The 13,120-nt window shown below is 43.0% G+C and carries 7 protein-coding genes and 1 pseudogene; 2 read left to right on the top strand and 6 right to left on the bottom strand.

All coding sequences use genetic code 11. The features are described 5' to 3' along the window. From ABYB02_RS08995 to ABYB02_RS08980, 4 genes and pseudogenes are all read right to left on the bottom strand, one after another. Window positions 1–350: pseudogene (locus ABYB02_RS08995) on the bottom strand (alpha-amylase); the annotation flags it as partial. 108 nt (window positions 351–458) lie between these two features. After that, window positions 459–2,315 (bottom strand): glycoside hydrolase family 13 protein, encoded by a 1,857-nt coding sequence (locus ABYB02_RS08990; protein ID WP_372762135.1) that lies wholly within the window; start codon window positions 2,313–2,315, stop codon window positions 459–461. Then, the gene (locus ABYB02_RS08985; protein WP_372762134.1) at window positions 2,316–3,812 is read right to left on the bottom strand and encodes a tryptophan halogenase family protein; all 1,497 of its coding nucleotides are present in this window, start codon (window positions 3,810–3,812) and stop codon (window positions 2,316–2,318) included. A 97-nt stretch (window positions 3,813–3,909) separates the two neighbouring features. Further along, window positions 3,910–6,696 carry a TonB-dependent receptor gene (locus ABYB02_RS08980; RefSeq protein ID WP_372762133.1) on the bottom strand — a complete coding sequence of 929 codons (2,787 nt, stop codon included), beginning with the start codon at window positions 6,694–6,696 and terminating at the stop codon, window positions 3,910–3,912. A 677-nt stretch (window positions 6,697–7,373) separates the two neighbouring features. On the opposite strand from ABYB02_RS08980, the gene ABYB02_RS08975 reads away from it, so the two are divergent. Continuing rightward, complete coding sequence (locus tag ABYB02_RS08975) at window positions 7,374–8,996, top strand: alpha-glucosidase family protein (protein WP_372762132.1); 1,623 nt, start codon at window positions 7,374–7,376, stop codon at window positions 8,994–8,996. Window positions 8,997–9,058: 62 nt separating this feature from the next. Here ABYB02_RS08975 and ABYB02_RS08970 read toward each other — a convergent pair whose 3' ends face one another. After that, complete coding sequence (locus tag ABYB02_RS08970; RefSeq protein WP_372762131.1) at window positions 9,059–9,604, bottom strand: TIGR00645 family protein; 546 nt, start codon at window positions 9,602–9,604, stop codon at window positions 9,059–9,061. A 240-nt stretch (window positions 9,605–9,844) separates the two neighbouring features. Here ABYB02_RS08970 and ABYB02_RS08965 point away from each other — a divergent pair, with 240 nt between their 5' ends. Then, window positions 9,845–10,087: a hypothetical protein gene (locus ABYB02_RS08965; RefSeq protein WP_372762130.1), complete on the top strand. Its 243-nt coding sequence runs from the start codon at window positions 9,845–9,847 to the stop codon at window positions 10,085–10,087. An 84-nt stretch (window positions 10,088–10,171) separates the two neighbouring features. Here the strand turns inward: ABYB02_RS08965 and topA are convergent, their stop codons facing one another. Further along, window positions 10,172–12,883, bottom strand: coding sequence for a type I DNA topoisomerase (gene topA, locus ABYB02_RS08960; RefSeq protein ID WP_372762129.1), 2,712 nt, complete (start codon window positions 12,881–12,883; stop codon window positions 10,172–10,174). Window positions 12,884–13,120 lie beyond the last annotated feature (237 nt).

Raw genomic sequence — 13,120 nt, 5'->3', positions numbered from 1 at the left:
ACATCAGGGTCATCGGGAGTGATGCCATATTGGCTATAATCACCTACTAACGCATGGTGTAATACTCCGGTGTACCATATATGAGTGGTACCCAGCTCTTTGATGCCACGCAGTGCTGCATCGTTAAAGTCGGCAAATTTGCCCACGCCATTTTGCTCTTTCGTGCCCCATGGAATATTTGCCGTTTCGGTATTGCCAAATAAACGGGTAAACACCTGATACACCACCGGTTTGCTGATCACTTCGCGCGCAGGCTCTGCCGCTTGCTTAGCTTGCGTTTCGCTATCTGAGCAGCCGGCTAAGTAAAAACTACTGGCCAATAGCAAAGGGCTATATTTAATTATCTTCATCATTGTCATAGTGCTACTTTACTAGTTTGTGTTTTTTGTTATGAATTTAATACTAATGTGAAGCGCGGCTGACTGACAGCCGCTGCATACGTATTCAGCGGCCGCATTTTACTCAAGCACTAATACAGTGGCGCTCATCGGGGCTAAGGTAAGCCCATCAGTTAAGTTAAGCGGTTGCTGAGTAAACAGGTTACGCGCACTGGCGTGTGGTTTAAGTACTTCTTGCATATAGTCAAGTGACCAGTTTTTCGCTTGATTATTTTTATTTAAAAATACCAATACCGTTTGCTCCGCGGCGATACGTGCATAACTGTAAACACCTTGCTGAGGGCTAAAGTGGGTTAATTTACCGTTACCTAATGCCGGGCTGTGCTTTCTAAAATTAAGCAAATGGCGTATGGTTTGCTGCATATCACGCTGTGCCTCACTCAGGCCCTCGCCAGTAAAAGCATTGACGCTGTGGCCGTTAAAGCCGCCCGGAAAATCAATACGAATATCGCCATGATCGTTACTGCCACTGTTATCAAGTAACACCTCTGTACCATAATACATTTGTGCAATACCGCGCGTGGTAAGCAACAAGGTCATCGCCATTTTAGTTTTATTTAGATCTTGGTTAAGCTCGGTATACACTCGGCTCATATCGTGGTTATCGGCAAACACTAACAGGTTATCTGGATTAGGGTATAGAAAATCATTGGCAAGCGATTGGTACACTTTTACCCAGCCGGTGTTCCAGCTTTCTTGCTCATTTAATGCCTGAATAACCGCTTCTTGCAGCGAAAAGTCCATCACACTGGGCAAACTTGAGCGATAGCCATCGCGGTTTATTTTGCCGGCTTGCCAATACGCCGCAATGGCCGAATTGGTCGTCCACTCCTCCCCCACGATATTAAATGCGGGGTATTCACTCATAATGGCTTGAGTCCAGTTGGCTAAAAACGCTTTGTCTGAGTAGGAGTAGGTATCAACTCGAATACCGCTTAAATCAGCATATTCTATCCACCATATGGTATTTTGAATAAGGTAAGTAGCCAACAAAGGTTGGCGTTGATTTAAATCGGGCATAGTTTCTACAAACCAGCCATCACTAAACTGGCGTTTATCGAACTGGCTAGCGTGTGGGTCTTGAATTGTTTGTCTTGCATGGCTTGTTGCATGCTTACCATTGGCAAATTCGCCATTAAAATTAATCCAATCTGGCGTTGGCATATCCCGCATCCACGGGTGCTCAGAGCCAATGTGATTAAGCACAAAGTCCATCACTAAGCCGATGCCATATTGCTGCGCTTTTAGTGACAGCTCGCGGTATAATTCATTACTGCCCATACGGGGATCAATGTTGTAAAAATCAGTAATAGCATAGCCATGATAAGAGTAGCTGGGCATGTTATTTTCAAGCGCGGGGGTTAACCACAACTGAGTGATCCCTAAATCATGCAAATAAGGTAAAGCATTGATCACCCCTTGCACGTCACCTCCGTGACGCCCGCCTTTATTTGCCGGATCAGCCGCTTCTAGCATCCCCGCCACGGTGTCGTTGTTGCGATCGCCATTGGCAAAACGATCGGGGTTAATTAAGTAAATTGTATCTTGGCTATCAAACCCTTGTCGCTTAGCACTGTGCTTGCGCCGTGCTTGCAAGGTATAGTCAAACCGCTCCCCTGTAGCGCTGGTAAATACCAAAGTGCCTGGTTTTGCCTCTGGGCTAATAGTTAAATTTAAAAACGCGTAATTTGGGTTAGCTGTAGTGTTAATACTAGTTAACGCAACGCCGCTATAGGGCGATAACTGCCACTGTTGCTGAGCACTATTTTGCTTATGCAGCATAATTTGCAAGTGAGTATTTTGCATCCCCACCCACCAATTTTTAGGCGACACTGACACGGCGTGGGTATTAATAGCCGTCAACATTGCGCCGGCAATCAGTGTGTTAACAAACAATAGCTGAAATAACTTTTTCATTTATTTACTTTTCATCCTAGATAAAAATTCACTATGAGAAGGCAGTTGTTCAACTGCATGACTGATCAAGGCTTTTAAATCAACAAATAAGCCGTGTAATTGCTCATCACTTAATGCATTTACTAACGGGTGATAATCATCGGGCTCTAGCCCTTGCCCTAGCATCACTTGTTGCCATGCTGGCTCGGCAAAAAGCTCATCATCTTCACGAATAAGTTTTCCGCTGTGTTTAAACAAGGCTATTTTTTTCTGTAATGAGTCAGGAATACTCATTTGCTGACACTGCCGCCAAAATGCACTGTCGCTGCGCTCGGTGAGCTTATAATGTAAAATAATAAAATCGCGAATGCGCTCTATTTCGGTTTTACTTTGCTGGTTATAGCTATCAACTAGCGGCTGTTTAATGCCCTTATGCGGAAACAGCTTAATCAGCCGGATCGCAGCTGTTTGAATTAAGTGGATACTGGTTGATTCCAGTGGCTCTAAAAAGCCGCTCGATAGCCCTATTGCCACCACATTTTTATGCCATTGCAATCGACGTCGCCCAGTTTTAAAGCGAATTATTCTTGGCTCTGTGGTTGCTTTGCCTGGTAAGTTTGCCAGCAATTGCTGTTTTGCCTCATCATCGCTCAAAAACCGGCTCGCATACACTAAACCATTACCGACTCGGTGCTGCAAAGGAATTTGCCACTGCCAGCCGACGCTGCGCGCAATAGCGCGCGTATAGGGTAGCGGTGCCCCCGCTGATTCACATTGCACCGCCACAGCACTGTCGCAAGGCAGCCAGTGTGACCAGTCTTCAAAGCCGGTATTTAAGGTTTTCTCAATTAATAAAGCACTGAGTCCGGTGCAATCTATAAATAAATCGCCAGCAATAGCAGAGCCATCTTCTAATGTTAACGTTTGAATATCGCCTGATTGGTGACACTGCTGCACACTGGCTATTTTACCTTCAATTCGTTTTACGCCGCGCTGCTGGGCAAGCTGTTTTAAAAATTGTGCGTATAAACCTGCATCAAAATGATAAGCATAATGTAACCCGGGTAATTGGGTATTGGGTAAGTTGCGTAAATGGCTAAATTTGCCCGCTTTGGCCGCTTGGTAGTTAACAGAGAAATCCCACAGGTCGGGGGCTTGATTTTGCTGTTTGGCTTTTAACCAAAAGTGATAAAACTCACAAAACGGAAAGTCTTTTCCTAACGTGCCAAACGCATGCATATAGCTATGCTGTTGTTCACGCCAGTTTTCAAACTCTATGCCTAATTTGATTGTCGCTTGGGTGGCATTTATAAATTGCTGTTCATCGATGCCCAATGCAGCATTTAAATGTAAAATCGGCGGAATGCTGGCCTCCCCTACGCCAACGGTGCCGATTTGCTCCGATTCTACTAAGGTGATGGAGATCACATTACCCAATACTTTATTTAATAAAGCGGCGGTGATCCAGCCTGCCGTGCCACCACCGGCAATTACCACATGTGTTATTTTATTATTCATTTACTGTTCCACCTAGGCAAAGTAAACCTCGTATTGAACGTGATATAAAAAAGCCCTTGTAAAATAAATCACAAGGGCCTTTCAACGCTAAAGAAAACTATAGCTTATAACTAAAGCCGAGTAAGTAAGTACGGCCATAATCTTGGTAATCACGTACTTGTAGCGCGTTTTCACCTTGTAACGAAGTGAATGGTTCTTCGGTGATGTTCTGTACTTGGAACGTCACACTTAAGCCTTCAAGGCTTGGAATACCCGCCTCAGCAAAGTCGTAGCCCAGTTGCGCATCCCAAATGGTTTCGCCTTTGATATCCACTTGCGTAGTGGCAAAGCCTAAACCGTAAACATCGCCTTTAAAGTCGCTGCGTTTACGCATGCTAGTACGTGCTTGAAAGCCATTGCGCTCATAATACACAGTTAAGCTATCAATTTTGTCTGACAAGCCCGGTAGCTCAAACTCATTACCGTTTTGATCGCGTAAGTCTTGCTCAACACCGGTATGGCTGGCAATTAAACCAAAGCCTTCTAAGCTTGAGTGAAATACGCTAAGTGGTAATGATAACGATAGCTCATAACCCCATAAGTCACCTGAGCCACCATTTACTTTACCGTAGCCCGTACCGCCTGAATTTTCAGGAATTTCACCCGTCGATGGGTCAGCAACGCCAGACATATCTATTTCATAACTACCATCAAAAATCCATTGCGTAATATCTTTATAGAAAAACGCCGCTGCAAAGTAACCTTCTTGATGGAAGTAATTTTCGTAGCTTAAGTCAAAACCCGTGGCTTCTTTTGGCTCTAGTGCGGGGTTACCACCCGACACTGACCAGTAGTTACCGTTTTCATCTGGTTGTGTTTGGCTATAGTTTGCATTCACTGATGCATTCATTTCATCAAGGCGTGCACGTGAAATGGTTTTAGCCGCGCCAAAGCGCACTGTTTGCTCTTCATCAAGCGCAAACGATAAGTTTAAGCTAGGTAATACATGGCTATAATCGTGGCTAATATCAGTAGGGGTTACCACTACACGACCATCTTGCGTGTTTGCAGCAAAACCTTGTGAAGATTGCTTGGTTTCAACATAACGCACACCCACATTACCGGTCACTGGCACATTGCCAAGCTCAGCATTGATATCGGCTTGTACAAATAATGCGGTTACTTCTTCTTGTACCGTCCACGATTGCGTTTTGTGGTTTTGATTGGTTAAGCTTTCTTGTAGTAAATCGTAGTAACCGTCGTTTACTAAGCCATTGGTATCATAAGCAATCATCTCACCCATGCCAATAAAGTCTAAATTCGCAGTGCCTAAACGATATTGCTCAGGCACCGATAGCATGCCCGGATTAGCCAGTGAAAAATCTTTCAGGGTCATGTAATACCCTTCTGACTGCTTGCTCTTTTCACGGTCACGGTAAGACATACCAAAATGCACTTTGCTGATAAATTCATTATCAAGCACTTTGCTGGCTGCCAGTTTTAGTGTAGAAAGCTCATCGCTAATTTCTGGTGCATTAATAAAGCCATCTTGAGCTGTATTTTCGTATGGTGTGCCATTTAAATTATATTTATCATTTAAAGCTGCACTGCCGCCCCACGATAACGGGCCACCTAGTTGAATAAGGTCATAGTCACTGTAATCTAATTCATGGCTAAATTGTGCGCCGGTGTTGCCACCATCAAACGCGTAACCTATGTTATCGGCAATACCATTATTATCGCCACGCCCAGTACCTGAGTAACTTTCGATACTCCAAATTTGACGGTCAACTTCTGAGCGGCTAACGTCAAACTCAACCGACCACGCATCGTTAATATCGTATTTAGTGTTAAAGCCAAATTGCGTTAGCTCTGCCTTACGTTCTTCAAAGTCGTTACGCACTACAACGCGTTGGCCTTCAGTGACCGCACTGGTGATAAAACCAGACTGCTGATCGATAACAAATGAATCGGGATCACGTGTGCCTTGGCCCCATGCAAATGGCACTTCAATACCACGAAGGATTTTTTCATCTGAAAAATCAACATATAGCGCATCAAATGTCATATTTAAGCGATCACTAGGTGCTGCTTCTAGCACAAACATCGCTGAATCGCGTTCAAGCGTTGACGAGCGTACAAACGGTTTCGCACCACCTAAAATAGAATAGTTTTGACCCTCTACCTCTACCTCAGGGTAGCCCCACGCGTTCCAACGTTTTTCTTGGTTTGGTGAGCTCATTTTATTATAAGCAAATGCAACACCAATTGTGTCATCGGCAAATTGGTCTATGTAAGACACCGTGCCACGAAAGCCTTTATCGTCGCCATCTGGGTTTAATTTTTCAAAGCTGGTTTGCTCAAGTTGACCATTAAACATGATCACTCGCTCACCTTTACTCAGTGGCTTAACGGTTTGCATATCAATTACACCAGCAATGCCTTCAGCATCTAAGCTGGCGCTCGGTGTTTTATATACAGTAACACCGCTCATTATTTCTGACGGGTAAAGGTCAAATTCAACACCACGGTTATCACCAATAGACACTTGCTCACGGCCATTAAAGGTGGTGGCACTTTCATTTTCACTAAAACCACGCACACTCACGCGGCTTGCTCGCCCGTCTAAACGCTGCGCCGTTAAGCCCGGTAGACGTGCAATTGATTCTGCGATTGAAGAATCTGGTAATTTACCGATATCTTCTGCCGAAATTGACTCTACAACTTCTGATGAAAAACGTTTGGTATTAATAGACTCCACAAGACTGCCACGAAAGCCTTTAACTTCGATGACTTCAACTTCATCTTTAGTCAGTGTTTTTTGCTCTGCTGCATACGCTGAGATGCTCGTTAAGCCTGCAGTAGCAAGCGCAATCGTTAATATATTTGGTTTGAACATAGACATGATGTTTTTCCCGTTACCCGTTTTATTGTTGCAACTAAACAGTAGCAGCTGTGATAGAGGTACTACTGTTTGTCAGCTAATTTTGTTGTCAGGATGAATCTTAACTCCGGCTATATTTTATTAACAACTTTATGCATACGTATTCAATAACGCAGCAACTGCATTACATTAACATTAATTTCACATAAATACATGCTAACCACTTGTTTTAAAAGGGTGTTATATGTACATCTTAGCTTAATCTGAGCAATGTGTTGCTGGCATTTATTTTTTTACTTCAAATGACTTTAAGGAATGCCTTTGGCTAGATGATTTACTGTCATATTTATAATTTATATTTTCAAAACAATACTTACAATTAAATGATAATTGGTAAGACCAATATTATAATTACTCAAATTGCTGTATCACAGTAACACCAAGGGTTTGCAATAAATAGTCACTGTAGAACCACATAAAAACCTTAATTGGTAAGCTTTTAGCAGTGTTTTAACCTGATTAATCTTCAGCCCTAACATACTTTTTTGCGCTGTCTCAATTCGCTATTTTTGCTGCATACGTATGCAGCCTTTTTACAGCTTGGCTGGCTTCACGTATGCTTTTTCCACGTTCAGTGGTTTGTAAACAAAATCACCCAAACAACAATTTATAGACGGTGTGCAATGACGGAGAAAAGCATGGCCCAACAGCAATGGTACAAAGGTGCGGTTATTTATCAGGTTTATCCGCGTAGCTTTCAAGATAGTAATAATGATGGCATTGGTGATTTAAAAGGGATAATAAATCGTATTGATTACATAAAAAGCTTAGGTGTGGATGCCATATGGATATCACCGTTTTTTAAATCACCCATGAAAGACTTTGGTTACGACATTAGCGATTACCGCGATATAGATCCCCTTTTTGGTGATTTGAACGACTTTGACACGCTCATAGAGCAAGCGCATGCACGCGACATTAAAATTATTATTGACCAAGTGCTGAGCCATACTTCTGATCAACATCAATGGTTTTTAGATAGCCGTGAAAATACCAGTAACGATAAAGCAGACTGGTATGTATGGGCAGAAGCAAAACAAGATGGCAGCGCACCAAATAACTGGCTGTCTATTTTTGGTGGTCCTGCATGGCAGTGGGAACCCCGCCGTGGACAGTATTACTTGCATAACTTTTTAACTGAACAACCCGATTTAAACTTCCATAACCCTGACGTTCGCCAAGCCGTGCTTGATAACGTTGAATTTTGGCTTAAAAAAGGCGTGGATGGCTTTAGACTGGATGCAATTAACTTTTGCTACCATGACGCACAGCTACGTGATAACCCAGCAAAACCTAAAGACAAGCGTCAAGGCCGTGGTTTTAGTGAAGATAATCCGTATGCATTTCAGTATCACTATTACAACAATACTCAACCAGAAAACATCGAGTTTATGCGCGATATTCGTGCGCTATTAAATCAATATCCTGGCACCGTATCGTTGGGTGAAATATCTTCTGAAGATTCACTGGCGACCATGGCTGAGTACACCGAGGGCGGCGATAAGCTGCATATGGGCTACAGCTTTGAACTGCTGACAGATGATTACTCAAGTGAATACATCAGAACCACCGTTGAAACCCTTGAGCAAAGAATGACTGAAGGCTGGCCATGCTGGGCGTTTAGTAATCACGATGTTGAGCGCGTGGCTAGTCGCTGGAGCGATAACGGTGAAATTAATCCTACGCAGTGCAAAATGCTCACCGCCCTGCTCGCTTCATTGCGTGGCAGTGTGTGTATGTATCAAGGGGAAGAATTAGGACTTGGTGAAGCAGATGTTGCCTTTGAGGACTTACAAGACCCTTATGGCATTACATTTTGGCCTAACTTTAAAGGCCGTGATGGCTGTAGAACACCGATGCCTTGGGATGATCAGCACGCGCAATACGCAGGCTTTAGCAGCCACAAACCCTGGTTACCTGTAGACATGGCACACAAAGCACAGTCGGTGGCGCTACAAGACGCGGATGAACACTCTATTTTAAATGCCTATCGTGAATTTATGGCGTGGCGTAAAACACACACTATTTTACTTGAAGGCGATATTGAGTTTATAGCAACGGCTGAGCCAATACTGGCATTTTATCGCACCCTTGGTGAGCAAAAAATGCTGTGTGTATTTAACTTAGGCGCAACGACTGCCTCTATGCCGTTACCGCTAAGCGTAGTAACAGAGCATAATGAACTATCACACCATACTGGCAGTGTTAACCAGCAACTGCTGACGTTACCCGCGTTTGGTTGCTTCTACGCACAGTGCTAAAGTCGCATAAATTAAATAGTTGATGCTAAAGCCCAGTTCACTGGGCTTTTTTATGACCGCTATTAATGACTATTAGTTTTGCTGTTTAAAAAGTCTGTAAATGCAAATAACACCCCTGAGACCACAAAAGTGATGTGTATTAGCACTTTCCACATCAATTCGTCATTGGCGTGAGTAGTCGAGGTAATAAACACCTTCAATAGTTCCACCGCAGAGATTGCGACAATGGCACTTATTAACTTCATTTTTAATCCAGAGAAGCCCACTTTTCCCATCCACGAGGGTCGGTCTTCGTGATTATCAACGTTTAACTTAGAAACAAAATTTTCATAGCCACTAAAAATAATAATCAACAATAAACCGGCCAACAGCGCAGTATCAACTAAGGTTAATATACCCACCAACAGATCTTGACTGGTTGCAGTGAAGGTCGCTATGCCCATTAAATAAAGCTGCTTAAAAAATTTTATTAATAATAAAATCACCGCAAACAATAAACCAACAAAAAACGGCGCTAATAACCAGCGGCCACGAAAAATAAATGTTTCTAGGGTATGCTCTACCTTATTGGTGGGCAGGGCTTTATTCTTTGGAGTGGGTTCAGACATTACAATTGCTTATTATAAAAAAACTGAACATAGCGTATAAAGCACTTTAACACAAATAGTTACCGACACTTTTTAGCGCATAATAATTCATCCTGACGATAAAAATAATTCGTTATCTTTTATTTTAAATTCGATTAAAAATCAGCATACCAACAGAATGTTCTGTTTTGGTAACTATTGCCTACACGGCGTTTAAAACGCGGTAGCGCAACTGTCACACCATTTTTTAGGAATAATCAAATGAACAAAGCATTGCTAGCATTAATCGTAGCACCTCTATTTGCACTGTCTGCAGCTAACGTGGTTGCAGAAGATGCGGCCGACGCTTCAGCTGAAACAATTAATGAGTTCACAGAAATGTGTGTTAATTGGGCTAAAGATGACGAAGTAAGCAATGAAGACCTGTATGCCTACGTACTAAAGTGCGTCAATGATGAGTTAAAATCTGAAGGCTACAAAGCAGTATCAGCTGTTAAAATTTAAGCTGACAGCACATACCAGCTAAATAAAAAAACCGGCGCTGATAATATCAGCGCCGGTTTTTATTATCACAAAAGAACAACTGAGTTATTCGTCGTCTTTTTTAGTTTTAGCTTTGCTTTTAGCGGGGGCTTTTTTTGCTGCCGCTTTCTTTTTCGGCGCGGCTTTTTTCTTCGCTTCCTCAACCCACTTACCGCCAACATAATGCGCAGTCCAACCGGTTGCTTTGCCGTCAACTTCGGTCATCACGTACTGCTCTTTGTTTTTACGGCTATAGCGTACTACGGCTAAGTTACCATCAGGATCTTGTGCCGGGGCGTCAGCTAAGTAATAAAACTTAGGTGAAATACGATCTCTAAAGCGTTGTAATTCTTCGACCTTAGGCGCACGTGTTTCGCGCGACTTAGGAAAGGTGTTCGCGGCTAAAAATATACCCGCAGCACCATCACGTAATACAAAATACGCATCTGATTTTTCACATGCTAATTCTGTTATATGCACAGGATCTTCTTTTGGCGGTGCGGCTTCACCATTTTTGAGTAATTTACGGGTGTTTTTACATTCCTCGTTATTACAGCCAAAATATTTACCAAAGCGCCCAGATTTCAGCTCCATATCGGCGCCACACTTATCACATTCGATAACAGGCCCATCATAGCCTTTAATTTTAAAGGTGCCCTGCTCAACGATGTGGCCACTACATGCGGGGTTGTTACCACACACATGTAACTTGCGGGTTTCATCAATTAGGTACGAATCCATTGCCGTTTCACAAATTGGGCAACGCTTCATTTGCATTAATGTTTCGGTTTCTAAGTCCTCGGCATCGGCGCTATCGGCCGCTACTGCTTCATCACCCGAGACTAAATTCATCGTGGTGGTACAGCGCTCTTTTGGCGGTAAATTGTAACCGGTACAGCCTAAGAATACGCCGGTGGATGCGGTACGAATACCCATTTTGCGACTACAAGTAGGACACTCAATATCCGTTTCGACCATTTCATTGAGGCGCATACCGCCTTCTTCAGGATCGCCTTTGGCAACACTGAGTTGCGTTGAAAAATCGGCATAAAACTTATCAAGTACTTCGGTCCAAACCCGTTCGCCCTCGGCGATATCATCTAAACGGCCTTCCATTTTAGCGGTAAAATCAAAGTTCATTAAATCTTTAAAGTTTTCCACTAAACGGTCGGTAACGATTTCACCCATTTTTTCTGCGAAGAAGCGTCGGTTTTCCACTCGTACATAACCACGGTCTTGTATGGTAGAAATAATAGACGCATACGTAGAAGGACGACCAATGCCTCGTTTTTCAAGCTCTTTAACTAAGCTGGCTTCACTAAAGCGCGCTGGCGGCTTAGTAAAGTGCTGTTTCGGATCAAGCTCAATCAGCGTTAGTGTTTCACCCACAGTAACGGCAGGTAATGATTGATCTTCTTCATTTTTCTTGCGTACCGCAGGTTGTACCTTAGTCCAACCATCAAAACGCAGTACACGGCCTTTCGCTTTAAGTTGGAAGTCGTTTGCTGCCACGGTTAATGTCGTTAAGTCGTATTCAGCAGGGACCATCTGACAGGCCACAAACTGGCGCCAAATAAGCTCATAAAGCTTTTTAGCGTCGGCATCAACACCTTCTAAGTGACCCGAAAGCACAGTTACACTTGATGGACGAATTGCTTCATGCGCCTCTTGCGCATTGCCCTTTGAGCTGTAATTAATAGGCTCTTTAGGTAAATACTTTTCACCATATTGTTCTGTTACGTAATCACGACACATGGCAACCGCATCTTTTGACAGGTTGGTTGAATCGGTACGCATATAAGTAATATAACCACCTTCGTACAAACGCTGTGCCAGCATCATGGTCTTTTTCACACCATAGCCTAAACGGGTGCTGGCAGCTTGTTGCATGGTAGAGGTAATTAAGGGTGCACTGGGGCGACTTTTACTGGGTTTTTCATCAACACTGATAACTTCGTATTCAGCATTTTCCAGGCTTTTAACTGCGGCACTCGCCTGTGCTTCATTAACTGGCTTAAATGGCTTGTCAGCTTGTTTAGTGACTTCTAAACGTATCTGTGACTCGTTATTTTTCACATCAGCATGAATATCCCAAAACTCTTCCGGAATAAACGCTTTAATTTCGCGCTCACGCTCTACTAACAAGCGCACTGCAACCGACTGTACACGACCGGCCGATAGGCCACGTGCAACTTTAGCCCATAACAACGGCGACACCATAAAACCAACCACACGGTCTAAAAAGCGACGCGTTTGCTGTGCATACACCATATCGGTGTTTAGTTCACCGGGTGTTTCAAATGCTTGTTGTATGGCGTTTTTGGTAATTTCGTTAAACACCACACGCTTATATTTTTCTGGCTCACCGCCAATAATTTCTTGCAGGTGCCAAGCAATGGCTTCCCCTTCTCTATCCAAATCCGTTGCGAGGTATATTTGGTCAGCATTTTCGGCTAGTTTTTTAAGCTCTTGTACTACCTTTTCTTTTCCCGGCAGTATTTCATAATGTGGTTGCCAGCCTTTTTCGGGATCAATGCCCATACGCGCGACTAAGTTAGAATAGTCTCGTTGCTTTTTATACGCTGCTTTCTCTTCAGGGGGTAATTTGCGCACTTCGGCCGGCGTTTTTGTCGCGGGCACTTTGCTTTTACCAGAACCTGAAGTAGGTAAATCTCGTACATGCCCAATACTGGACTTAACGATAAAGTTATTACCTAAATATTTATTAATTGTTTTAGCCTTAGCAGGTGACTCTACAATTACTAGCGATTTGCCCATAGTTGCCTATTTCTAACCAAGTTTTGAAAATGTGTTTAGCCGACATAAACGGCGCGAATATTTATAGGTATATCTACAAACACTAGTTGTTACAAGCTTTTAATACAAACTTTTCGGTTTTGACTGAATAAATAAACAATTGTTGTGTTTAATTTAAACAAACCAGTGTTTTTAGAGTAATTACTGGGGAATATATAGAATAGCAACAAAAAATGCCAACCTTATGGTTGGCATTTT

This window comes from Pseudoalteromonas sp. (genome assembly GCF_041613455.1).
Lineage (GTDB): Bacteria > Pseudomonadota > Gammaproteobacteria > Enterobacterales > Alteromonadaceae > Pseudoalteromonas.
Note: the sequence above shows the minus strand (reverse complement) of the source record. Positions and strands in the feature narration are given on the sequence as shown.